20 protein-coding genes are annotated in these 23,345 nt (G+C 71.7%); 11 read left to right on the top strand and 9 right to left on the bottom strand.

Translation table 11 applies throughout. The annotated features are described in order from the left end of the window. Positions 1-229: 229 nt before the first annotated feature. Positions 230-1,321, top strand: coding sequence for a glycosyltransferase (locus OG462_RS19275; RefSeq protein ID WP_406059147.1), 1,092 nt, complete (start codon positions 230-232; stop codon positions 1,319-1,321). Between the two features lie 45 nt (positions 1,322-1,366). Here the strand turns inward: OG462_RS19275 and OG462_RS19270 are convergent, their stop codons facing one another. From OG462_RS19270 to OG462_RS19255, 4 genes are all read right to left on the bottom strand, one after another. Continuing rightward, positions 1,367-2,212 carry a DUF6227 family protein gene (locus OG462_RS19270; RefSeq protein WP_406059146.1) on the bottom strand — a complete coding sequence of 282 codons (846 nt, stop codon included), beginning with the start codon at positions 2,210-2,212 and terminating at the stop codon, positions 1,367-1,369. An 83-nt stretch (positions 2,213-2,295) separates the two neighbouring features. Beyond that, the gene (locus tag OG462_RS19265; protein WP_406059144.1) at positions 2,296-3,375 is read right to left on the bottom strand and encodes a P1 family peptidase; all 1,080 of its coding nucleotides are present in this window, start codon (positions 3,373-3,375) and stop codon (positions 2,296-2,298) included. Beyond that, positions 3,372-4,562, bottom strand: coding sequence for a low temperature requirement protein A (locus tag OG462_RS19260; RefSeq protein ID WP_406059142.1), 1,191 nt, complete (start codon positions 4,560-4,562; stop codon positions 3,372-3,374). The genes OG462_RS19265 and OG462_RS19260 overlap by 4 nt, the downstream gene beginning before the upstream one ends. An 81-nt stretch (positions 4,563-4,643) precedes the next feature. Beyond that, positions 4,644-5,393 (bottom strand): sirohydrochlorin chelatase, encoded by a 750-nt coding sequence (locus tag OG462_RS19255; RefSeq protein ID WP_406059140.1) that lies wholly within the window; start codon positions 5,391-5,393, stop codon positions 4,644-4,646. Between the two features lie 278 nt (positions 5,394-5,671). On the opposite strand from OG462_RS19255, the gene nirB reads away from it, so the two are divergent. From nirB to OG462_RS19205, 10 genes are all read left to right on the top strand, one after another. Further along, on the top strand, positions 5,672-8,455 hold the full coding sequence (nirB, locus tag OG462_RS19250; protein WP_406059138.1) for a nitrite reductase large subunit NirB: 2,784 nt from the start codon (positions 5,672-5,674) through the stop codon (positions 8,453-8,455). Positions 8,456-8,569: 114 nt separating this feature from the next. Continuing rightward, complete coding sequence (locus tag OG462_RS19245) at positions 8,570-9,991, top strand: MFS transporter (RefSeq protein WP_406059136.1); 1,422 nt, start codon at positions 8,570-8,572, stop codon at positions 9,989-9,991. Between the two features lie 176 nt (positions 9,992-10,167). Continuing rightward, a complete protein-coding gene (gene pflB, locus OG462_RS19240) occupies positions 10,168-12,450 on the top strand; it encodes a formate C-acetyltransferase (protein WP_406059135.1) in 2,283 nt (760 codons plus the stop codon). 83 nt (positions 12,451-12,533) lie between these two features. Continuing rightward, complete coding sequence (gene pflA, locus OG462_RS19235; protein ID WP_406059134.1) at positions 12,534-13,385, top strand: pyruvate formate-lyase-activating protein; 852 nt, start codon at positions 12,534-12,536, stop codon at positions 13,383-13,385. A 67-nt stretch (positions 13,386-13,452) separates the two neighbouring features. Continuing rightward, positions 13,453-14,604, top strand: coding sequence for an MFS transporter (locus tag OG462_RS19230; RefSeq protein WP_406059132.1), 1,152 nt, complete (start codon positions 13,453-13,455; stop codon positions 14,602-14,604). Next, complete coding sequence (locus tag OG462_RS19225; RefSeq protein ID WP_406059130.1) at positions 14,601-16,925, top strand: molybdopterin oxidoreductase family protein; 2,325 nt, start codon at positions 14,601-14,603, stop codon at positions 16,923-16,925. The genes OG462_RS19230 and OG462_RS19225 overlap by 4 nt, the downstream gene beginning before the upstream one ends. Positions 16,926-16,932: 7 nt before the next feature. Further along, entirely contained in the window at positions 16,933-17,532 is a 600-nt protein-coding gene (locus OG462_RS19220) for a 4Fe-4S dicluster domain-containing protein (protein WP_030315529.1), read from the top strand. Further along, positions 17,529-18,188 carry a ubiquinol-cytochrome c reductase iron-sulfur subunit gene (locus OG462_RS19215; RefSeq protein ID WP_406059128.1) on the top strand — a complete coding sequence of 220 codons (660 nt, stop codon included), beginning with the start codon at positions 17,529-17,531 and terminating at the stop codon, positions 18,186-18,188. The genes OG462_RS19220 and OG462_RS19215 overlap by 4 nt, the downstream gene beginning before the upstream one ends. After that, positions 18,185-18,622 carry a hypothetical protein gene (locus OG462_RS19210; RefSeq protein ID WP_406059126.1) on the top strand — a complete coding sequence of 146 codons (438 nt, stop codon included), beginning with the start codon at positions 18,185-18,187 and terminating at the stop codon, positions 18,620-18,622. The genes OG462_RS19215 and OG462_RS19210 overlap by 4 nt, the downstream gene beginning before the upstream one ends. 174 nt (positions 18,623-18,796) lie before the next feature. Next, positions 18,797-19,018, top strand: a complete 222-nt coding sequence (locus OG462_RS19205) for a hypothetical protein (RefSeq protein WP_266966588.1) — start codon at positions 18,797-18,799, stop codon at positions 19,016-19,018. A 19-nt stretch (positions 19,019-19,037) separates the two neighbouring features. Here the strand turns inward: OG462_RS19205 and mscL are convergent, their stop codons facing one another. From mscL to OG462_RS19180, 5 genes are all read right to left on the bottom strand, one after another. Next, positions 19,038-19,598, bottom strand: coding sequence for a large conductance mechanosensitive channel protein MscL (gene mscL / locus OG462_RS19200; RefSeq protein WP_406059124.1), 561 nt, complete (start codon positions 19,596-19,598; stop codon positions 19,038-19,040). Between the two features lie 72 nt (positions 19,599-19,670). Further along, the gene (locus OG462_RS19195) at positions 19,671-20,249 is read right to left on the bottom strand and encodes a hypothetical protein (RefSeq protein WP_406059122.1); all 579 of its coding nucleotides are present in this window, start codon (positions 20,247-20,249) and stop codon (positions 19,671-19,673) included. Between the two features lie 199 nt (positions 20,250-20,448). Next, the gene (locus OG462_RS19190) at positions 20,449-21,294 is read right to left on the bottom strand and encodes an S-methyl-5'-thioadenosine phosphorylase (protein WP_406059121.1); all 846 of its coding nucleotides are present in this window, start codon (positions 21,292-21,294) and stop codon (positions 20,449-20,451) included. A gap of 166 nt (positions 21,295-21,460) precedes the next feature. Next, positions 21,461-21,799, bottom strand: coding sequence for an FmdB family zinc ribbon protein (locus OG462_RS19185; protein WP_406059119.1), 339 nt, complete (start codon positions 21,797-21,799; stop codon positions 21,461-21,463). A gap of 68 nt (positions 21,800-21,867) precedes the next feature. Next, complete coding sequence (locus tag OG462_RS19180; RefSeq protein WP_406059117.1) at positions 21,868-23,139, bottom strand: MFS transporter; 1,272 nt, start codon at positions 23,137-23,139, stop codon at positions 21,868-21,870. Positions 23,140-23,345: the final 206 nt, after the last annotated feature.

The raw sequence follows: 23,345 nt of genomic DNA, 5'->3' as shown, positions 1-23,345 counted from the left end.
GGTGGGACCAAGACGGAAGCGTGAAGAGCTTCCTTTCGGAATATCGGATCGCAGCTGCGGGGACTTGATGGATCCGGACGCGTTGCGCCGCCATGGCGTAGTCCTGCCAGTCCAATGGCTGCGTACGGGACGGCGAACCTTCGGCACCCTCTCGGCGTGCCGCCGCCGCCTCCACAGGGGGCTCTGCGTACCGTCGCCCCCCGACCGAACCGCCGGAGGTGGTGTTGCCGTGAAGCCGTCCATCTGCCTGTGCATGATCGTCAAGAACGAGGCCGCAGTCATCGAGCGCTGCCTCGCCTCCGTCCGAGGTCTCGTGGACACCTGGGTCATCTCGGACACGGGTTCCACCGACGGGACCCAGGAGCTGATCCGGACCGCCCTCGCCGGCATCCCCGGCGAGCTGCGCGAGGAGCCGTGGGTGAACTTCGGCCACAACCGCAGCCTGAACATCGCGCACGCCCGTGGCCGCGCCGACTATCTCCTGCTCCTCGACGCCGACCACGTCCTGCGCCAGGAGGGCCCGCTGCCCGCGCTCACCGCCGACGGGTACATGCTCCGCCACGAGGGAGCCCTGGAGTACCGCATCAAACGCCTGGTCAGGGGCGGTCTGCCCTGGCGGTACGAGGGGGTCACCCACGAGTACCTGACGGCCGTGGGGGACCGCGTTCAGGAGAACCTCGACGCCCTCGTCATCGAGGACTACTACGACGGCGGCTCACGCCACGACAAGTTCGAGCGCGACGCCCGGCTCCTGGGCGCCGAGCTGGAGCGCGACCCGGCGAATCCGCGCACCGTCTTCTATCTCGCGCAGACCTTCCGCGACCTCGGCCGCCCCGAGGAGGCCGCCGCCCTCTACGAGCGGCGCGCGGCGATGGGCGGCTGGGCCGAGGAGGTCTACTACTCCCTGCTCCAGTCCGGTGTCCTCCGCGCCGATTCCGGCGACTGGCCGGTCGCGATGGACGCGCTCTCGCGGGCCTGGGAGTCCCGGCCGGAACGCCTTGAGGCCTGTTACGAGCTGGTGGCGCGACTGCGGACGAGGGGCCGCTACCGGGTGGCCCACGCCGTGGTCTCCGCCGTCGTGGACCGGGAGCAGCCCGACGACCTGCTGTTCATGCAGCCCTGGGTGTACCGGTGGGGGCTGCTCTTCGAGTACTCGATCACCGCGTACTGGGTCGGCGACCACGCCGCCTCGCTCGCCGCGTGCGACCGGCTGCTCGCCCTGCCGGACCTGCCGGAGTCGTACCGCGAACAGACCCGCGCCAATCGGGCGTTCGCCATCAGCCGGCTGGCCGAGGCCGCCGCGGTCCCCGCGCTGGTCTGAGCACCGCCCCGGAGCGGTGCCGACGAGCGCGGGGCGCGTCGGACGTCAGCGGACCCGGGAACGGGACTCCATCGCCCCGCGGGCCGCGTGCTCGTCCTCGTACACCTCGCACATGTGGCGTCCGTCCGGCGTCGCCGTGTGCTCGACCTCCCAGAGGCTGACCTCGCTGCCGTCGAGCAGCAGGAACTGGTGCTCGTAGAGGGTGAAGCCGGCGTCCCGGCCCCCGTCCACCGGGCAGTGGCGGCCGAAGGCCTGGGTGATGTGGTGCGCGAAGGCCAGCCGGAGCCGGCGGGCCGTCCGCTCGCCCGGCCGGTCCGCGTTCTCCGCGCGCCGCAGGACGCGGCGCGCGTGGTCGGCGGAGTTGTCCGGCACGTACATCCGGGGCTGGGCGGGTATCGGGCGGGCGAGCAGGGCGCCGAGCAGCTCCATGTCGTCGTCGTCCTCGTCGAGGGCGCGGCCGTCGGAGCGCTCGGCGCTCCAGCCCGGCAGGGAGCCGGTCGGGAGACGGGAGGCGGCGAGCCGGGCCTCCGACTCCTCGGCGTAGAGCTCGTGCTGCTCGGTGCCGTCCCGGCCGGCGTTGTGCGTGAGCTCCCAGAGGCTGAGCGCGGAGCCGTCGCTCAGCAGATACGTGTGGCGGTAGGTGGCGCGGTGGAGCGACGCGCTGTGGTGCGAGGAGTGCAGCGCGCTGGAGTGCGCGAGCGCCGTGCCGAGGCGCTCGACGGTCGAGTCGGGCAGGTCGAAGGAGTTGAGCGCCCGGCCGAGGAGGCGCTCGACGTGCGTCTCGGTCGTCTCGTACGGATCGTGAGGATCCTGCGGATCGTTCAAGAGGGTCTCCAGGCCGTCGCCGCATGTCACTCGGTGCTTGCTTAACGTAGTCCCTGGGTCTGACATCGTGTCCGGGGTTCCGGAAAACGAAGGGCGTCCGGGGGAAGTTCCCGCCCCGTCCCGGCCGTGCCTGCCCAACTCCCTTGAGCTTACCGGGAGTACGGCACCGAACGCGCTCCGTAGAGCTCACTGTACGAGGGGAAGTCCCCGCCCGGCCCGCGCAGGCCGGCGGGGGCCGCGAGCACCGCCCGGACGATCGCCCGCGTCACGAGGTCAGCGCCCGCCGCCAGGATCTCGTTCAGGGCCAGCGGACCGGGGCCCTCCGGCAGTTCGCGTGCCCCGGTGGCCAGGGCGAAGACGGTGTCGCCGTCGTTCATCAGGTGGACGGGACGCAGGGCACGCGCGATGCCGTCGTGCGCCGTGCCCGCGACCTTCTGCGCCTGCGCGCGGGTCAGCACGGCGTCGGTCGCGACGACGGCGAGCGTGGTGTTCAGCGGGGGCGGAGCGCCCGCCGCCCGCGCCTCCGCGAGGCGCCGCACCGCCGCCTCGTGCACGGCCGCCTCGGGGAAGGAGGGCCGGCCGCCGTCGTAGTAACTCCCGTACAGGACGCCCGTGGCCGGGTCGACGGCCGAGCCCACGGCGTTCACGACCACCAGCGCGCCGACCGTGATCCCCGACTCCAGGACGGTGCTCGCCGTGCCCACCCCGCCCCGGAGGCCGCCGACCACGGTGCCCGTGCCCGCGCCGACCGCGCCCGTCTCCACGCGCGCGTGGTCCCCGCTCGCCTCGGCCGCCTCCGCAGCCGCCCGGCCCGTCGCCGGACCCGGCCGGGCCGTGAAGTCGCCACCCCTGCCCAGGTCGAAGACGCAGGCGGCGGGCACGACCGGCACGACGTGGGACGGATCGGGACCCACGCGCACGCCCCGGTGCCGCTCCTCCAGCCAGGCCATCACCCCGGCGGCGGACTCCAGGCCGTACGCGCTGCCGCCGGTCAGGACGACGGCGTCGATCCGCTGGACGACGTTGCGCGGGTCGAGCGCGTCCGTCTCCCGCGTACCCGGTCCGCCGCCCCGTACGTCCACGGCGGCGACGGCCCCGCCGGCCGGGGCGAGCACCACGGTGGTGCCGCTCAGCGCCCCGTCCCCGTCCACGCGCGCGTGCCCCACGCGCAGACCGCCCACATCGGTGATCCCGTCGTCCTGTCCGACACTCCGCTCCGGCCGCGTCATGCTCCCTGCCTACCACGCGCGCCGGCCGCTGTCGCCGGATTCCTCGCTGTCAGCGTCACGCCGACCGCCACCGTGGCCGCCGCGACGACGCCTGCGGCCAGGACCGCCCAGCGGCCCGCGAACGAGCACATCAGGATCGCGAGCGACGAGACGGGGAGGACGAGTTGCTGCGCGATGCCCACCTTGAAGTAGCGGGCGTGGAGGAGCCACACGGACAGCAGGAACACGGCCGAGGGGATCGTCACCGCTGCCGAGGCGGCGAGCGTGGAGATGTGGGCCTTGCCCACGGCCTGTTCCACGGCGATCTCCAGGCCCGCGCCGACGGCCGCCGCCGCCGCGAAGATCACGTAGTGGCCGTACCCCCACAGGAAGCCCTGCCGCGTGGAGGTCAGCCGGTTGTGGGCGGGGACGACGAAGTAGATCCACCAGGCGGCGAAGACGAGCAGCAGTCCGCCGGCGGCGATCGGCAGCACCTCGCCGAGGGCGTCGTTCTCCGCGGTGCCGGTCTTCACGGCCACGGTCGCGGCGGCCACGGTCTCACCGAGGACGATGATGGTGAACAGGCCGTACCGCTCGGCGATGTGGTGCGGGTGCCAGGTGCTGGGCGCGTCCTTCTCCGCGAACAGGGGTACGGAGATCTCGGCGAGCGCCATGACGAGGAAGACCCACGGGCGGGCCGACTCCGGCGCGAGGACCAGCGCGAGCCAGCCGATCTGCACGGCGACGACCCCGCCCGCGTACCGCCGGCACATCGTCCGCTCGGCGGGATCGGTGGCGTGGTGCGCGGCCCGCAGCCACTGCGAGGCGAGCGCGAGCCGCATGACGACGTAGCCGATGTACACGACGAGGAAGTCGTGCTCCTCGAAGGCCCGCGAGACCCCGGCCGCGAGGATGAGCACGCCCGCGATCTGGACCAGGGTGACGACGCGGTACAGGACGTCGTCGTTGTCGTAGGCCGAGGCGAACCACGTGAAGTTCATCCACGCCCACCAGATCGCGAAGAAGATCATCGCGTAGTTGATGATCCCCTCGCCCGCGTGGCCCTCGGCGACCGCGTGCACGAGCTCCGCGCCCGCCTGGGCGACGGCGACGACGAAACACAGGTCGAAGAACAGCTCCAGGGGCGTGGCGGCCCGGTGCGACTCCTCGCGGGAGCGAGCGGTGAGAGGGAGGAACGGTTGTGTCATGGCCCCAGCACACCAGAGCGGGCGGTCCGCGCGCTCGCGTGCCACGCGAATACCGGGACGACCCCGGGGTCTGAGGGGGTCTCAGGCGGCCCGCACAGCCGCCCGCAGACCTGCCTCCGCCCCCGCGGATTCCCGTAGACCCGCACCCACCCGTGCGCCCACGCCCGCCCCTGCGTACCGCGCCGCCACCAGCCCCGCCACGCGCGCGTGGTCGGCGATCGGCTCCGCGACCGCCCAGGTGTCCGGGACCGTGGCCAGCGCGCGCGTGAAGCGGCCCGGGGCGAGGAGGTGGGTGGCCACCGCGACGCGGCGGAAGCCTCGGGCGTGCAGCAGCGCGACCGCCTCGGCCGGGGCCGGGGCGCTCGCCGAGCAGTACGCGGCGGTCACCGGCACCGGCAGGAGCAGGGTCAGCTGGTGGACCGCCCTGAGGGTCCCGTCGTTGCCGCCCGGCCGGGAGGAGCCCGCGCTGGCGACGACGACCGCGTCCGCGGGGCCGCCGGCCGCTCGCTCGGCGGCCCGCAGCCGGTCGTACAGGGCGAGGGCCACCGCGTGTTCGCCGCTCAGGCCGCGCGTGACCAGGCAGTCGAAGGGGCGGGCGACGGCCGGGATGTCGACGGTGCGGTGGTAGCCGTCGCCGAGGAGCAGCGGCACGACGACCGCGCCGGGCCGGTCCGCGAGGACGTACGGCAGGGAGGGCGTCTGATGGTCGAGGTGTCCGACGGCGACCGGCGTGCCCGTCAGCCGGCGGACCGCGTCCGCGAGCCGTGCGACCGTCGCGCCCGCCTCGGGCACAGGGCTGCCGTGCACGGCGAGGACCAGGCTGCGCGTCATCCGTACCTCCTCTCGCCCCGGCCGTTCCGATGCGTAGCCCCCAGGGGGGCCGCGCGAGGGTGTCGTAGACCCCGGGGCCGCGCGACGGTGTCGTTCGTCGGCGCGGCCCCACCCGTTCACGCTAAGCCCGCGCCGCGGCCCCGCGCCCGCGCCGTTCGGCCCCGGCAGAGGGGTCGCAAGTCCCGGATCCTCGGGCCCTTCACGGCCCCGACACGCCCACCCCACCCCCCTACGGTCGGAGGAGTTAGGCAAGCGACCCGACCCCCACGGAGACCGCCATGGCCGCCCAGCGGACACAGACCCTCGTGCTCATCGGCCACGGCATGGTCGGCCACCGGCTTCTGGAGGCGCTGGCCGAGCGCGGCGCGCTCGCCGACCCGGCCGTGCCCGGCGGCCCCGGCTGGCGGGTCACGGTGCTCGCGGAGGAGGACGTGCCCGCCTATGACCGGGTGCACCTCTCGTCCGTCTTCACCGGTACCGACCCCGACCGACTCGGTCTCTCCACCCCCGAGTTCCTCTCCGGCCACGGGATCGACCTGCGGCTCGGCGACCCGGCCGAACACATCGACACGGCCGCCCGTACGGTCACCACCACCTCCGGCGCGGTCGTCGCGTACGACGCGCTGGTCCTGGCGACCGGCTCGTACCCCTTCGTGCCGCCGATCCCCGGCGCCGACGCCCCCGGCTGCTTCACGTACCGCACGCTGTACGACGTCGACGCCCTCACCCGGTACGCCGAGCAGGCCCGGACCGGAGTCGTCATCGGCGGCGGCCTCCTCGGCCTGGAGGCCGCCGGGGCGCTCCGTACCCTCGGACTCGCCACGCACGTCGTCGAGTTCGCGCCCCGGCTCATGCCGCTCCAGGTCGACGACGGCGGCGCGGCGGCCCTGCGCGCGACGATCGAGTCGATGGGGGTGGCCGTGCACACCGGTGTCGGCGCCGCCGAGGTCGAGGCCGACGCCGACGGCAAGGCGTCGGGCCTGAGGCTCTCGGACGGCGAGCGGCTCCCCGCCGACGTCGTCGTCTTCTCCGCCGGTGTGCGGCCGCGCGACCGGCTCGCCCGGGAGGCGGGGCTCGCCGTCGGGGATCGCGGGGGAGTGGCGGTGGACGAGCACTGCCGGACGACCGACCCCTACGTGTACGCGATCGGGGAGTGCGCGCAGACCTCCGACGGGCGGGTGTACGGCCTGGTCGCGCCCGGCTACCAGATGGCGGAGGCGGTCGCCGACCGGCTCGCGGGCTCCGGTGCGACGGTGTTCACGGGCGCCGACACCTCCACCAGACTGAAGCTGCTCGGCGCGGACGTGGCCTCCTTCGGCGACCCGTTCGCGGACGGTCCGCAGGCCACCGAGATCGTGTTCTCGGACGGGCGCGAGGGCGTCTACAAGAAGCTGCTGCTCGGCCCCGAGGGGCAGCTCCTCGGCGGCATCCTGGTCGGCGACGCGGAGGCGTACGGCTCCCTCAAGCCGCACGCGGGCCGCCGGCTGCCCGCCCCGCCCGAGGCGTTCCTCCTCCCGGCCTCCGCCGCCGGGGCCGAGCTGCCCGGCGCGGACGCGCTCCCCGACGACGCCGTCGTCTGCTCCTGTCACAACGTGACCAAGGGTGCGGTGGCCGGCGCGATCGCCGAGCACGGCCTGACCGACATCGGTGGCGTCAAGCGCTGCACCAGGGCCGGTACGGGCTGCGGCGGCTGTGTGAACACCCTCCAGGCCGTCCTCGACGCGGCGGGCGTGGAGAGGTCCCGCGGACTGTGCGAGCACTTCCCCGAGCTCTCCCGCCCCGAGCTCTACGCACTCGTCCGCGCCGAACACATCCGGTCCTTCACCGAGTTGATGGACCGGTACGGCTCCGGCGGCGCGGGCTGCACCGTCTGCAAGCCCGTCGTCGCCAACGTCCTCGGCACCCTCGCCCCCGAACTCGGTCTGCGGCACGTCCTCGACGGTGAGCAGGCCGCGCTCCAGGACTCCAACGACCTCTTCCTCGCCAACCTCCAGAAGGACGGCACGTATTCGGTCGTGCCGCGCGTCCCGGGCGGTGAGATCACCGCCGGGCAGCTCATCGTCATCGGCGAGGTGGCCCGCGACCACGACCTCTACAGCAAGATCACCGGCGGCCAGCGGATCGACCTCTTCGGCGCGAGGAAGGAGGAACTCCCCTCCATCTGGCGGAAGCTGATCGCCGCGGGCTTCGAGTCCGGGCAGGCGTACGGAAAGTCCCTGCGGACGGTCAAGTCCTGCGTCGGGTCCCGGTTCTGCCGCTTCGGGCAGGGCGACTCGGTCCAGCTCGCGATCGACCTGGAGCTCCGCTACCGGGGCCTGCGCGCCCCGCACAAGATCAAGGGCGGGGTCTCGGGCTGTCTGCGCGAGTGCGCGGAGGCCCGGGGCAAGGACATCGGCGTCATCGCCACCGCCGGCGGCTGGAACCTGTACGTCTGCGGCAACGGCGGCACCGACCCCCGTCACGCCGACCTGCTCGCCTCCGACCTGTCGGCCGCCGGACTGTTCGTGCTGATCGACCGCTTCCTCATGTACTACGTACGGACCGGGGAGCGCCTGGAGCGCACCTCGGCCTGGCTGGAGCGGCTCGGCGGTGCGGGCGGGGGCTCCGGCTCCGTCGCCGGGATCGCGCACCTGAGGGAGGTCCTGATCGAGGACTCGCTCGGGATCTGCGCCGAGCTCGAAGCACAGATGGACCGGCACGTGGCCGCGTACCGCGACGAGTGGCAGGCCGTCCTCGACGACCCGGCGGCCCTGGCCCGCTTCGAGCCGCACGTGGCCGGGGTGGAGTTCCTGGAGCCGGGCCGGGGCCGCGCGGCGGTCCTCGCGGACGGCACCGAGGCGGCGCTGTTCCGGGACGGGGACGGCGAGGTGTACGCGGTGGGCAACCGGGACCCGTTCTCGGGCGCCGACGTCATCGCGGACGGAATCATGGGCAGCCGGGACGGGGCGCCGGTGGTGGCATCCCCCCTGCACAAGCAGGAGTTCGACCTGCGGACCGGCGCCTGCCTCGACGACCCGGCGGTGACCCTCCCGGTCCTGCCGGTGCCTACGACCCGCCCCTGAGGGGACCTACGCCCGCCCGTCCGGCGACCATCGGCACTCACGAACCCCCTGTGTCGCGGCGGAGCCTGGAAGAGCAAGGAAAGCCTCGAACGTCAGGGAAGTCAGGGAAGCGCCATGAGTTCCGTAGTCCAGGACAGCAGAAGGACGGGCGGGCCCGCCGCCGCGTACGACACGGAGCAGTACCGCCCCGGCAAGCCGATCACCGACTGGGAGCCGGAGAACGAGCTCTTCTGGAAGTCGATCGGCAAGAAGGTCGCCACCCGCAACCTGTGGATCGCCGTGCCTGCGCTGCTCGTGGCGTTCGTCGTCTGGCAGGTGTGGTCGGTCACCGCGACCAACCTGAAGGACGTCGGCTTCGGCTTCTCGACCTCCCAGCTGTTCTGGCTGACGGCCATCCCCGGTCTGACCGGCGGCACGGCCCGGATCCTCTACACCTTCCTCGGCCCGATGGTCGGCCAGCGCCGCTTCACCGCGCTGTCGACGGTCGTGCTGATCGTGCCGCTGATCTGGCTCGGCATCGCCATCCAGGATCCGACGACCCCGTACGGCGTGATGGTCGCCATCGCCGCCCTCTGCGGTATCGGCGGCGCGAACTTCGCCTCCTCCCTCGCCAACATCGGCTTCTTCTTCCCCAAGGCGAAGAAGGGCAGCGCGACCGGCATCAACGGCGGCCTCGGCAACCTCGGCGTCTCCGTCGTGCAGCTGCTGACCCCGATCGTCATCACCTGGTCGACCATCGCCATCGGCTCGGCCCAGCACAAGGCCGACGGCACCCCCGTCCACCTGCAGAACGCCGCGTTCCTCTGGGTCCCGGTCCTGCTGGTCCTCGCGGCCGTCGCCTGGTTCGGCCAGAACGACCTCAAGGTCGCCTCGACCCCCTTCCGCCAGCAGAAGATCATCTTCAAGCGCAAGCACAACTGGCTGATGACCTGGCTGTACGTGGGCACCTTCGGCTCCTTCATCGGCTTCGCCGCCGCCCTGCCGATGCTGATCAAGACCACGTTCCCGGACTACTCGATCGCCACCTACGCCTGGATGGGCCCCGCCGTGGGCGCGCTCGCCCGCTGGGGCGGCGGCTGGATCGCCGACAAGTGGGGCGGCGCGCGGGTCACCATCCTGTCCTTCGTGGGCATGGCCGTCTCGATCATCGGCGTGATCGACTTCCTGCCCTCGGGCAGTGACGGCGGGTCGTTCTACGGCTTCTTCTTCTGCTTCCTCGCCGCGTTCTTCTTCTCCGGGATCGGCAACGGCTCCACCTTCCGCCAGATCCCGGTCATCTTCCGCGGCACCCACCTCAAGGGCCTCACGGAAGGCACCCCGGAGTACACCAAGGCCTTGAAGCAGGCGGAGATGGAGTCCGGCGCCGTCACCGGCTTCACCTCGGCCATCGCGGCCTACGGCTTCTTCTTCATCCCGGCCCTGTTCGGCTCGGTGGCCGTGACCAGCGCGATGTGGGGCTTCGTCGCCTTCTACGTCAGCTGCATGGTCGTGACCTGGTGGTTCTACGCCCGCAAGAGCGCCGAGGCACCCAGCTGAGCCCTCCCTCCACCGCTCCCGGAAGGTCCCGCCACGGCGGGGCCTTCCGGCGTTCCCGGAACAGGACCAAAGCCCGTCGACCGGTGACCATCGCCGACCGAAATGATCGATCAGAAGGAGTGCAATGGAGGTAGGCAACAACGCGATCGAATGAATCGAAGAAGGCGGTGCGGGCAGTGACTGCGACCCCTGCTGAGGCAGCGACGACGGCAACGGTGAACGAGCGGGCCTGGAAGGGCTTCAGGGGCGGGCTCTGGCGCGACGCCGTCGACGTCCGCGACTTCATCCAGCAGAACTACACGCCGTACGAGGGCGACGACTCCTTCCTGACCGGACCCACCGAGCGGACCACCGCCGTGTGGAAGGCCATCACGGACAAGTTCCCCGAGGAGCGCGCCAAGGGCGTCCACGACGTCGCGTACGACGTGCCCTCCACCATCACCGCCCACGCCCCCGGCTACATCGACCGCGACAAGGACCTGATCGTCGGCCTCCAGACCGATGCCCCGCTGAAGCGCGCGATCATGCCGTACGGCGGCTGGCGCATGGTCGCCGGCGCCCTGGAGACCTACGGCTACCCGGTCTCCGAGGAGCTGGAGAAGGTCTTCACCGAGTACCGCAAGACCCACAACGCCGGTGTCTTCGACGCGTACACCCCCGAGATCCGCGCCGCCCGCAAGGCCGGCATCGTCACCGGACTCCCCGACGCCTACGGCCGCGGCCGCATCATCGGCGACTACCGCCGGGTCGCCCTCTACGGCGTCGACCGCCTCATCGAGGTGAAGAAGGAGGAGAAGGAGGAGCTCAACTCCCTCCCCGCCGGGAACCGTTCGCTGGAGGAGACCATCCGCCTCCGCGAGGAGCTCTCCGAGCAGATCCGCGCCCTCGGCGAACTCAAGGCGATGGCCGCCTCCTACGGCCACGACATCTCCGGCCCCGCCGTCACCGGCCACGAGGCCGTCCAGTGGCTGTACTTCGCCTACCTCGCCGCCGTGAAGGAGCAGAACGGCGCCGCGATGTCCCTCGGCCGCACCTCCACCTTCCTCGACGTCTACCTGCAGCGCGACATCGAGGCCGGTCTCCTCACCGAGGAACAGGCCCAGGAGCTCGTCGACGACTTCATCATCAAGCTCCGCATCGTCCGCTTCCTGCGCACCCCCGAGTACGACGAGCTGTTCTCCGGCGACCCCACCTGGGTCACCGAGTCCATCGCCGGCATGGGCGAGGACGGCCGCCCGCTGGTCACCAGGACCTCCTTCCGCTACCTCCAGACGCTCTACAACCTCGGCCCGGCCCCCGAGCCGAACATGACCGTCTTCTGGTCCCCGCGGCTACCGCAGGGCTTCAAGGAGTTCTGCGCGAGGGTCTCCATCGACACCTCCTCCGTCCAGTACGAGTCGGACGAGCTGATGCGCCCGCGCTTCGGCGACGACACCGCCATCGCCTGCTGCGTCTCCGCGATGCCCGTCGGCAAGCAGATGCAGTTCTTCGGCGCCCGCGTGAACCTCGCCAAGACCCTCCTCTACGCGATCAACGGCGGCCGCGACGAGAAGTCCGGCGCCCAGGTCGGCCCCGCCGGCGCACCCGTCACGGCCGAGGTCCTCGACTACGACGAGGTCATGGCCAAGTTCGACGAGCAGATGGAGTGGCTCGCGAGCGTCTACGTCCACGCCCTGAACGTCATCCACTACATGCACGACCGGTACGCCTACGAGCGCATCGAGATGGCGCTCCACGACCGCGACGTGCGCCGCACCATGGCCTGCGGCATCGCCGGCCTCTCCGTCGCCGCCGACTCCCTCGCCGCCGTCAAGTACGCCAAGGTCACCCCGGTCCGGGACGAGACCGGACTCGCGACCGACTACGTGATCGACGGCGAGTACCCGGCGTACGGCAACAACGACGAGCGCGTCGACGAGATCGCGGTCCGGCTGGTCGAGGAGTTCATGCGGAAGGTGCGCAGGCACCCGACGTACCGCGACGCCGAGCACACCCAGTCCGTCCTGACCATCACCTCCAACGTCGTCTACGGCAAGAAGACCGGCAACACCCCCGACGGGCGCCGAGCCGGCGAACCCTTCTCCCCGGGCGCCAACCCGATGAACGGCCGCGACACCCACGGCTACGTGGCCTCGGCCCTGTCGGTCGCCAAGCTTCCGTACGAGGACGCCGAGGACGGCATCTCGCTGACCAACACCGTCACCCCCGACGGCCTGGGCCGCACCCCCGAGGAGCGGATCAAGAACCTCGCGGGCGTCCTCGACGGCTACATGGCCAGCGACGGCTTCCACATGAACGTCAACGTCCTCAATCGCGACACGCTCATGGACGCCATGAAGCACCCGGAGAACTACCCGCAGCTGACCATCCGGGTCTCCGGATACGCGGTCAACTTCGTCCGGCTCACCCGCGAGCAGCAGCTCGACGTCCTGAACCGCACCTTCCACGGCTCGCTGTGAGCAGCCCCTCCTCGCACCCGGGGCCGACGGCCCTCACCCCCGGCCCCGGGCCGCGCCCGACACCCTTCCAAGGAGGCCGTGCCATGACCAGCCTCACCATCGGACCCGCGACCCCGGCCGCGACCCGGGCCATTTCCGCAGCCACCCCGGCCGCGACCCCGGCCACCCCCGCAGCCACCCCGGCCGCCGCGGCGACCCGGCGTCCCTCCGAGGGCTCGGTCCACTCCTGGGACCTGTCCACCGGCGTCGACGGACCCGGCACCCGCTTCGTCACCTTTCTCTCCGGCTGCCCCCTCACCTGTCTCTACTGCCACAACCCCGACACCTGGAAGATGCGGAACGGCAAGAGGACCTCCGCCGACGACGTGATCGCCGAGGCGAGCAAGTACGTCCGCTTCATCTCCGCCTCCGGGGGCGGCGCCACCGTCTCCGGAGGCGAACCGCTCCTCCAGCCCGTCTTCACCGGCGAGCTGCTGCACCGCATGAAGCACGAGCTCGGCCTGCACACGGCCCTCGACACCTCGGGCTTCCTGGGCGTCCGCGCCACCGACGCCCTGCTGCGCGACACCGACCTGGTCCTGCTCGACATCAAGTCCTGGGACCCCGACACGTACAAGAAGGTCACCGGCCGGCCGCTCGCGCCGACCCTCGACTTCGCAAGGCGTCTCGCCGACCTCGGCCAGGAGGTCCACGTCCGCTTCGTCCTCGTCCCGGGCCTCACCGACGACCCGGCAAACGTCGAGGGAGTCGCCGCCTTCGCCGGGGGTCTCGGCAACGTCTCCCGCGTGGACATCCTGCCCTTCCACAAGCTCGGCGAAGCGAAGTGGCAGGCACTCGCCATGCCGTTCACCCTGTACGACACGCCGTCCCCGACGCCCGAACGGGTCGCCGAGGTCCGTGAGGTCTTCCGTGCCCACGGCCTGAACGCCGTCTGAGCGACGCCCTCACCCCACAGACTCGCAAAACAGGTCAAAAAGACCCATACGGCCTTACCGTGGCCGCGTGACCGAGCCACCGCAGACAGCCGAGCCGACACCTCCGCCGGGCGACCCCACCCGTGGCGCCCCAGCCCCGGGAGGCCCCGCCCCGGGAGAACCGGCGACCGCCGGGCCCCCGCCGCAGACCCCGGCCGACGTGCGCCGCCGCGCCACCCTCGCGGGCACGGTCGTCTCCGTGCTGCTGATCCTCGCGATCGTCTTCGGCAGCCGTCTGCTCCGCGACTTCGACTCGGCCCTGCTGCCCTACGCCGTCGCCACGGTCTTCCTCGCCTTCGGTGTCGCCTACCGCTACACCGTCTGGGTCTCCGCCCCCGGCGCCCGCCGCCTCTTCCGCAAGGGCTGGGGCTCCTTCTTCTCCGTGGAGAACTTCCGCAACGCGCCCACCGCGCTGCCGAAGATGATCGCCACCTACCTCGGCTTCCAGAAGTTCCTCGGCGCCCGCTCGCACGCCCGCTGGGCCGCCCACCAGCTCATCTTCTGGGGCTGTCTGCTGGCCGCCGCGATCACCTTCCCCCTCACCTGGGGCTGGTTCACCTTCACCTCCTCCACCGGCTCGGGCCCCGGCTACGAGATGCGGATCTGGGGCTTCAAGATCATCGGCTTCGACGCCCTGAGCATCCCCGGCTGGCTGATGTTCCACGGCCTCGACATCGCCGCCGTCCTCGTCATCGCCGGCGCCGCCTACTTCCTCTGGCGCCGCATGAAGGACCGCGGGGCCATCACCGGCCAGCGCTTCGCCTACGACCTGGTGCCGCTGATCGCCCTCGTCGTCATCTCCGTGACAGGGCTGCTGCTCACCTTCTCGTCGATCTTCCTGCACGGCGGCGGCTACGAGTTCCTCGCGATCCTCCACATGGTGTCGGTCGTCTTCACCCTCATCTACATCCCCTTCGGGAAGTTCTTCCACATCGTGCAGCGGCCCGCCGCCGTCGGCATGCAGCTCTTCAAGTACACCTCCCGCCGCAAGGACGAGGAGGTGCTCACCTGCCGCCGCTGCCACGAACCCATCGACACCGCGCCGTACGTCGAGAACCTCAAGGGCACCATGCGCGACCTCGACCTCGGCTTCGACGAGTGGGCCGAGTACTGCCCCCGCTGCAAGCGCGTCCTGCGCGGCACCGCCTACCTCGACCACGTCAAGAAGGGCTTCAAATGACGGCGACCGACCCCGTGACCACCTCCGGGCAGCCGGTGCCGCTCGACCCCTCCCTCGCCCCGCCCGGCACGCGCAACTTCCGCGACGCCGGCGGCATCCCCGCCGACCGCTGGCACGCCGACCAGAACGGCGAGACCCTCGTCCCCACGCACTGCTGCTTCTGCGGCGTCCAGTGCGGCATGTACCTCCGCGTCGACCGCGGCGGCAAGGTCTTCGGCGTCGAACCCCGCAACCACGACATCAACCGGATGCGGCTCTGCCCCAAGGGCATCAACGCCTACCAGCAGGTCAACCACCCCGACCGGCTCACCGCGCCCCTCATGCGCCTGGGCCGCGACGAGGAGTTCCGCGAGGTCAGCTGGGACGAGGCCCTCGACCACACCGTCGCCGAGATCCGCCGTATCCAGGGCGAGTACGGCAACGACGCCTTCGGCCTCCTCGGCGGCGCCAGCCTCTACTCCGAGAAGACCTATCTGGTCGGCAAGTTCGCCCGGGTCGCCCTCAAGTCCCGGCACGTCGACTACAACGGACGCCTCTGCATGGTCTCCGCCGCCGGAGCCAACAAGCTCGCCTTCGGCATCGACCGCGCCGGCAACCCCTTCTCCGACATCCTCCTCACCGACTGCCTCCTCATCGCCGGCTCCAACGTCGGCGAGTGCTTCCCCGTCATGACCCAGTACCTGTGGGGAGCCCGCGACCGGGGTGCCACCCTCATCGTCGTCGACCCGCGCGAGACCGCGATCGCCCGCACCGCCGACGTCCACGTCGCCCTCAAGCCCGGCACCGACTCCGCCTTCTTCAACGCCGTCCTCCACGTCGTCGTCGCCGAGGGCCTCACCGACGAGGCCTACGTCGCCGCCCACACCACCGGCTGGGAGGAGGTCAAGAAGACCGTCGCCGAGTACCCGCCGGCCCGGTCGGCCGAGATCTGCGGCGTCCCCGAGGAGCAGATCGTCCAGGTCGCCCGCATGTTCGCCGGCGCGGACCGGGCCATGGCCTGGCACGCCCGCGGCGTCGAGCACCACTCCCAGGGCGTCGAGAACTGCCTCAGCATCATCAACCTGTGCGTCGCCGCCGGGCACATCGGCAGGCCCGGCGCCGGATACGGCACCATCACCGGCCAGGGCAACGGCCAGGGCGGCCGCGAGCACGGCCAGAAGTCCGATCTCCTCCCCGGCGGCCGCTCCATCACCAACCCCGAGCACCGCCGCCAGATCTGTGAGATCTGGGGCATCGACGAGGCCGAACTCCCGCCCGCCGGCACCTCCATGATGGAGATGGTCTGGCAGATGCAGCGCAAGGAGATCCGCGGCCTCGTCGGCATCTGCAACAACCCCTTCGTCTCGCTGCCCAACTACGCCACCGTCAAGGACGGCTACGACACCCTCGAGTTCCACGCCCAGTTCGACTTCTTCCTCTCCGAGACCGCGGCCAACGCGCACGTGGTCTTCCCCGTCACCGTGTGGGCCGAGGACGAGGGCGTCATGGCCAACGCCGAGGCCCGGGTCGTCAAGCACAACAAGGCCCAGGAACCCCCGGCCGGGGTCCGCACCGACACCTGGGTCATGTGCGAACTCGCCCGGCGGCTCGGCGCCGGCGACAAGTTCGAGTTCCCCGACTCCCGCTCCGTCTTCGAGGAACTCCGCATCGCCTCCGCCGGAACCGTCAACGACTACTACGGCATCACCTACGACCGCCTGGAGGAGACCGGCGGCATCGCCTGGCCGTGCCCCACCACCGAGCACCCCGGCACCCCCCGCCTCTTCGAGGACGGCCGCACCTACCACCCCGACGGCAAGATCCACATGCAGGTCGTCGAGTGGCACCCGCCCATGGACCCGTACAGCGAGGAGTACCCCCTCTCGCTGACCACCGGCCGGACCGTCGCCCACTTCCTCTCCGGCAACCAGACCCGCCGCCTCGGCGCCCTCGTCGAACAGACCCCCCGCCCCTGGGTCGAGGTGCACCCCTCCCACGGCTTCCGCAACGGCGACCCCGTCCGCGTGGTCACCCGCCGCGGCAGCGAGGTCTTCCCCGCACTCGTCACCGAGGCCATCCGGCCCGACACCGTCTTCATCCCGTACCACTGGCCCGTCCCCACCGCGGCCAACGCCCTCACCATCGACGCCCTCGACCCGCGCTCCAAGATCCCGGAGTACAAGGTCTGCGCCGCCCGCATCGAGGCCGCCCCGCAGATCGACGAGGTTCCCGCCCCACCCACCGCACCGGGCCAACAGGCCTACCCGGAGACCCAGGTCTCCCGCACCGACCCGCTGCCCCCCACCTCACCCCAGGGCCGCGGCACCGCGGAGAGGAGCTGACCCGCACATGATGGGCCGCACGATCTTCATCGACCCGGGCCGCTGCATCGGCTGCCAGGCCTGCGTCTCCGCCTGCCGCGAATGCGACTCCCACCGGGGCAAGTCGATGATCCACCTCGACTACCCCGACGAGGGCCACTCCGTCGCCTCCCTCCCCACCGTCTGCATGCACTGCGAGGACCCCGTCGCCCCCTGCGCCGAGGTCTGCCCCGCCGACGCGATCCTCGTCACCGCCGACGGCGTCGTGCAGCAGGCCGACACCACCCGCTGCATCGGCTGCGCCAACTGCGTCAACGCCTGCCCCTTCGGCGTCCCCAAGATCGACCTCCAGGCGAAGCTCCAGATGAAGTGCAACCTCTGCTACGACCGCACCGCCTACGGCCTCGCCCCGATGTGCGCCACCGTCTGCCCCACCGGCGCCCTCTTCTACGGAACCCTCGAAGAACTCCAGGCCGAACGCCCCGGCGTCCAGGTCGCCGACTCCTTCACCTTCGGCAGCACCACCGTCTCCACCGGCGTGGCGATGGTCGTCCCCGCCGACAAGGTCCAGTGGCCGGTACCCGGCGGCCTTCCCGTCGTCGAGATCAATGGAAGGGATGTCCGTTGAGCGTCACCGACCCCCAGCCGCCCGCACCGGACCCCCGCTCCGACGCGGCCCAGGAAGCGCTCCACGACCGGATCGCCGCCGACTCGCTCACCACCCGCCGCGACTACCTGCGGATCGTCGCCACCGTCTCCGGCGGCCTCGCCATCGGCGGCGTCGCCGTCGCCTCCGGCATCCTGCACCGGCACGGGGACAGCGACGGGCCACCCGAGGCGAAGAAGATCGCGGACGGGATCCTGCCCGGGGAGTCCCTGGCCTTCCGCTACCCCGGCTCCGAGGACCGCGCGGTCGCCGTCCGCCTGGAGGACGGCACCCTCGCCGGCTACTCCGCCGTCTGCACCCACCTCGCCTGCGCCGTGCTCTGGCGCAAGGAACGGGGCAGTGAGGGCGAGCTGTACTGCCCCTGCCACGAGGGCATCTTCGACGCCCGTACGGGAGAGGTCACGGCCGGCCCGCCGCCCCGAGGGCTACCGAAGGTGCTGCTCGTGGAGGAGGCCGACGGCAGCGTCTGGGCGATCGGCACCGCCCGCTCGGGCGAGAGCGCCCGCGAGGGCCTCTGCCGCCAGCTCGGCGACGACCGCCCCGAACTCGCCGACCGCCTGGGCTGCCCCGGTGCCTCCGCACGGGGCGCGGCGGCGGAGAGGAGTGAACGCACATGACCGAGGACGCCTTCCCCCGCGACCCGGAAGCCCCGGATCCGGCGAAGCCCCCCGTCGCCCATGCGCCGCTCGTTCCGGAGACCCCCCGGCCCCCGGCGTACACCCCCGGCAGTGCCCAGCCGCGCCTGAACCGGCCCGTGCACGAGAGGTATCCGCAGATCCGCGCCACCAGCGGATACGGCGATCCCCGGATCACCCACACCGGTCCGGGACCGGGCGCCGGTACGGAGCAGGAGCCGGAGCGCTCCTCGAAGCTGACGGCCCGCCTCACGCTGGCGCTCACCGTCGTCATCGGCCAGCTCTGGGGGCTGACGATCGTGGTGGACGAGTGGATGGCCGGCGACACCGGCACCGCGTGGTGGGGCGCGGGCTTCCTCTGTCTGTCGTTCCTCGTGGTGCTCGGCCTCTGGCTGATCGACCCGAAGGACCGCTGAGCCGAAGGACCGCTGAGCCGAAGGACCGCTGCCCCGAAGGACCGCTGCCCCGAAGGACCGCTGCCCCGAAGGACCGCTGAGCCGAAGGGCCGCTGGGCCGAAGACCACTCAGGAGATGCGGAAGAGCGCAGATCAGAGGGGTGAGGGGCGGGGAAGCGGGCGTACCCTTGAGGTATGAGCACCGCCCCCGCCCACGGACCGCGAGACGCGAAGCGGCCCGGCGTACATCCCAGCCCCGAGAACAGTCCGAAGCCGGCACTCGTCTTCGACGATCCGCTGGACCAGCAGTCCGCGGACGACACGGACCGCGGGTGGGGCGAGCGGCCTCCGGCCGGCGGCGACAGCGCCGCCGACCTCGCGCGCTTCCTCGACGAGAAGCCGCCGCACCACCTCTGACACCGGCACGCGGTGCCGGTCAGGAGGTGGGGTGCGTCCCCGAACCGCCGCCCGAGCCCGAAGCGGTACCCGTGCCCGTCCCCGTGGAGGGGCCGCGCTGGGCGACCAGGTGGTCGCGGATCTCCTTGAGGACCTCCAGCTCGCTGATCTCCATGGTCTCCGCGACGCCCTCCTTCGCCTTGTCGTGCGCCGCGCGCTTCGCGAGGATCTTCGCCATCGGCAGGACCATCAGGAAGTAGACGACGGCCGCGGTGATCACGAAGCTCAGGACCGCGCTGAGGACCAGGCCCCACTGGAGCTGGATGCCCTGCACCTCGCCGTTGACGACCACGCACGAGTCCTTGATGCAGGACGAGTAGCTCTCCAGGTTCTTGGTGCCGAAGGCACCGACGACCGGGTTGATGATGCCCTTGACCACCGAGTTCACGATGTTGGTGAACGCGGCACCGATGACGACCGCCACTGCCAGGTCGATCACGTTGCCACGCATCAGGAAGGCCTTGAAGCCTCCCAGCAAACTTTCCTTCTTCTCGGCCACCAAGGTGCCTTTCGTCGCTTGCGCTGCTGTGTGCCGTGCCATTAGGCCGCGAACGGCGCAGAGCCGTCCAATCCGTACACACGGACCGGTGACTTGACAGGGAGTCAGTGCGAATCAGCACACTGTCACCGCCAGTTGGGACGTGACACCGGCACCGGCCAGCGCCGTCGCCGTCGACCGCGGCACGGACAGGACGACGAGCGCCCCTCCGTCCGAACGAGTCTCACCCGGGTGCGGAACTTCGGCCACTCGGGCGCCCGTCGCGACCACCCGGGCCTCACCCTCCCCGCCGAGCGGCGAGTTGGGCGCGGCGATCACGTCGACCCGGTCGCCGGGGCGCAGCAGCCGTACGGTCGCGGCGTCGGCGATCCGTACCGGAGCGGAGACCAGCCGCACGGCGACGGACGGCCGCGCGCGAGCGGCGGTGGAGGCGATCTGGTCGCCTGGGGGACGTGCCGCCGGGGTCCCCGCCGGTGGGCCGCCGCTCGCGACGGCGAGGGCCGCCGCGACCAGGGCCAGCAGCGCTGCCGGCGCCCACCGCCCCCGCCGCAGCGCCCTGCGCAGCCGGTGCCGGGTGCCCCGTACCCGCAGGGGCTCGAAGGGCGGCACCACGCACGCCGCCGGAACAGGGGAGGGGAAGGGGGTCGTCATCGTGGTGCCGCCGTCCTGGTCGGGAGTGGGATCGACGTCCACTCTCCCGGCCGCGCCGATTCCCCGCTCCGGCCTGGGGATCACCCGCCGCCTGTGGACAACTCCCTCACCCTCCCGAGGGGTTCACGGCGACAGGTGGTTCAGGGCAGCAGGTGGTTCAGGGCAGCAGGTGGTTCACGGCGACAGGTGGTTCAGGGCAGCAGGTGATTCACGGCAGCAGGTGATTCACGGAGCAAGGGGTTCACGGCAGCTCGATCCCCAGGTCCCAGCCGTCGTGCGCGTGCGTGCACAGGCAGTCCCGGTCCAGCGTCGCCGGCAGCGCGCCCACCGCGTCGAAGAGCACCTCCCGCAGCCGTCCCACGTTCTCGCCGAACACCCGCAGCACCTCGGTGTGGGAGACGCCCTCGCCGGTCTCGGCGCCCGCGTCCAGGTCCGTGACGAGCGCCAGCGAGGTGTAGCAGAGGCCCAGCTCACGGGCGAGGACGGCCTCCGGGTGCCCGGTCATGCCGACGACCGACCAGCCGGCCGCCGCGTGCCACCGGGACTCGGCCCGAGTGGAGAAGCGGGGCCCCTCGATCACGACCATCGTGCCGCCGTCGACCGGCTCCCAGCCGCGCCCCCGGGCGGCCTTGACCGCGACCCGCCGCCCGTCCGGGCAGTACGGGTCGGCGAAGGTCACATGGACGACGCGCGGCACGACCCCGTCGCCCCGCCGCTCCCCGTCGAAGTAGGTCTGCGCCCTGGCCTTCGTACGGTCGACGAGCTGGTCCGGGACGACGAGCGTGCCCGGCCCGTACTCCTCGCGGAGCCCGCCGACCGCGCAGGGCCCGAGGATCTGCCGTACCCCCAGGGAGCGCAGGGCCCAGAGGTTGGCGCGGTAGTTGATGCGGTGCGGCGGGACGCTGTGGCTCCGGCCGTGCCGGGGGAGGAACGCGACCTGCCGGCCGGCGATCTCGCCGACGAAGAGGGAGTCGCTGGGGCTGCCGTACGGGGTGTCGACGGACACCTCCGTGACGTCCTCCAGGAAGGAGTAGAAGCCGGAGCCGCCGATCACGCCGATGTCCGCGTACGCACCTTGGTTCGCCATGACGATCACCCTAAGCGCGGCACACGGAAACACCGAGGGGCCGGAAAGACCGAGGGTGTCCGGAAATCGAGGGTCCGGAAAACGCCAGGGTCCGGAAACCCAGGGTGGAAACACCGAGGGCCCCGTCGCGAACGACGGGGCCCTCGGTGAGGAATCTACGCGGGCGTCAGGCGGCCGAGCTTCCGGTGCTCGACGAGGACGTCGAAGAGGCGGAGGCGGACGACGAAGAGGTCGACGCGGCCGGCTTCGCGTCCGACGTCGAGGACGACGTGGACGAGGACGACGGGGTCGCGGACTTCGACGCGGCCGGCGAGCTGCTGGACGACGAGCCGCGGCTGTCGTTCCGGTAGAAGCCGGATCCCTTGAAGACGATGCCGACGGCCGAGAACACCTTCTTCAGGCGGCCCTTGCACTGGGGGCACTCGGTCAGCGCGTCATCGGTGAACTTCTGCACCGCCTCGAGGCCTTCGCCGCACTCGGTGCACTGGTACTGGTAGGTCGGCACTTGTCTTCCTCCTGGCACTCACACTCATCGAGTGCTAACGACAATCCATACTGACGTATTCCGCGGGTTCAGTCCACCGCCACCGGTACGCGGTGACCGATACCACGCGCCGCGACCCGGCTCGTCTCGCGCGGCTTGAGGCGCGACCGCAGGGCGAGGAGCGTGGCGAGGGCGAGCGCCGTGCCCACCATCGGCACCAGGAATCCGGTGCTCGCGCCGTGGGCGTCGGCGAGGCGGCCGGCGACCGTGACGGCCGCGGCCTGGCCGAGCGCGACGGCGCCGGTGAGCCAGGTGAAGGCCTCGGTACGGGCGGACGCCGGGATCAGGGTCTCGACGATGGTGTAGCCGGTGATCAGGGCGGGGGCGATGCACAGACCCACGACCAGACCGAGGGCGCCGAGGAGCAGCACCGAGTGCGTGGTCCACAGCAGTGACGCGGCGACGGTGAGGCCGGCGTAGCCGGCGATCAGGCGGCGGCGGGGGCCGGTCTTCCAGGCGACGGCGCCCATGGCGATGCCCGCGAGCATGTTGCCGGCGGCGAAGACGCCGTACAGCAGGCCGTTGGCGCCGGGGTTGCCGATCTCCTCGGTGAAGGCGGTGAGGGAGACCTGCATGCCGCCGAAGACGGAGCCGATGCCGAGGAAGGCGACGACGAGGACACGGACGCCGGGGATGGAGAGGGCCGAGCGGCGGGGCCCGGCGGAGGCGGCCGCGGAGAGGCCGAACGCGGGCTGGGTGGCGCGCTGGGCGGCGAAGAAGAGTCCGCCGAAGAGGGTCAGGGCGGCCTCGGCGATCAGGCCGGCGGCCGGGTGGACGCCGGTGCACAGGGCGGTCGCGAGGACGGGACCGACGACGAAGGTGAACTCGTCCGTCACGGACTCGAAGGCCGCGGCCGTCGGCATCAGCGGGGTGCCGTCCAGCTTGGCGGCCCAGCGGGCCCGGACCATCGGCCCGACCTGGGGCACGGAGGCACCGGCGGGCACGGCGGCCAGGAACAGCGCCCACAGCGGGGCGCCGGACAGGGCGAGCACCACGAGCAGGATGACGGACGCGGTGTGGACGAGGACGCCGGGGATCAGGACGGCGCGCTGGCCGAAGCGGTCGGCGAGCTTGCCGCTCTGCGGCGCGAACAGCGCCATCGAGACGCCGGTGACGGCGGCGACCGCGCCGGCGCTGCCGAAGGAGCCGGTGGTGTGCTGGACGAGCAGGACGATGCCGATGGTCAGCATCGCGAAGGGCTGCCGGGCGGCGAAGCCGGGAAGCAGGAAGGACAGCGCACCGGGGGTGCGCAGAAGCTGCCCGTAGCCGGGTCGCTTGTCCGAGATGACCGTGGACGCCACGGTCCTGGCCTTTCTGCCGCCTGGTAGCGCGCCCCCGGCACTGTGGTGCGGGTGTCGCCGAGAGCTGTCCTCATGCGCGTTACTGCGGTAGATACCGGGCCGGCCCCACTGCGGAGGGGCGCCACGGCCGCCATACGGTCGCGCCAGCTCTGCGTCAGGCAGAGTTGGTTCGATCAGGTGTGCCTTCATGGTACAGGGAGGAGCGT

Origin of the sequence: Streptomyces sp. NBC_01077 (assembly GCF_045162855.1) — a bacterium.
Taxonomy (GTDB): domain Bacteria; phylum Actinomycetota; class Actinomycetes; order Streptomycetales; family Streptomycetaceae; genus Streptomyces.
Note: the sequence above shows the minus strand (reverse complement) of the source record. Positions and strands in the feature narration are given on the sequence as shown.

Bases quoted from the DNA above. Each gene is read 5' to 3' on its own strand.
- OG462_RS19210 (WP_406059126.1), top strand. From the start codon at position 18,185: ATGACCGAGGACGCCTTCCCCCGCGACCCGGAAGCCCCGGATCCGGCG.
- OG462_RS19205 (WP_266966588.1), top strand. From the start codon at position 18,797: ATGAGCACCGCCCCCGCCCACGGACCGCGAGACGCGAAGCGGCCCGGC.
- OG462_RS19255 (WP_406059140.1), bottom strand. From the start codon at position 5,393: ATGACGCGCAGCCTGGTCCTCGCCGTGCACGGCAGCCCTGTGCCCGAG.
- OG462_RS19270 (WP_406059146.1), bottom strand. From the start codon at position 2,212: ATGTCAGACCCAGGGACTACGTTAAGCAAGCACCGAGTGACATGCGGC.
- OG462_RS19225 (WP_406059130.1), top strand. From the start codon at position 14,601: ATGACGGCGACCGACCCCGTGACCACCTCCGGGCAGCCGGTGCCGCTC.
- OG462_RS19260 (WP_406059142.1), bottom strand. From the start codon at position 4,562: ATGACACAACCGTTCCTCCCTCTCACCGCTCGCTCCCGCGAGGAGTCG.
- OG462_RS19245 (WP_406059136.1), top strand. From the start codon at position 8,570: ATGAGTTCCGTAGTCCAGGACAGCAGAAGGACGGGCGGGCCCGCCGCC.
- mscL (WP_406059124.1), bottom strand. From the start codon at position 19,598: ATGGCACGGCACACAGCAGCGCAAGCGACGAAAGGCACCTTGGTGGCC.
- OG462_RS19190 (WP_406059121.1), bottom strand. From the start codon at position 21,294: ATGGCGAACCAAGGTGCGTACGCGGACATCGGCGTGATCGGCGGCTCC.
- nirB (WP_406059138.1), top strand. From the start codon at position 5,672: ATGGCCGCCCAGCGGACACAGACCCTCGTGCTCATCGGCCACGGCATG.
- pflA (WP_406059134.1), top strand. From the start codon at position 12,534: ATGACCAGCCTCACCATCGGACCCGCGACCCCGGCCGCGACCCGGGCC.
- OG462_RS19265 (WP_406059144.1), bottom strand. From the start codon at position 3,375: ATGACGCGGCCGGAGCGGAGTGTCGGACAGGACGACGGGATCACCGAT.
- OG462_RS19220 (WP_030315529.1), top strand. From the start codon at position 16,933: ATGATGGGCCGCACGATCTTCATCGACCCGGGCCGCTGCATCGGCTGC.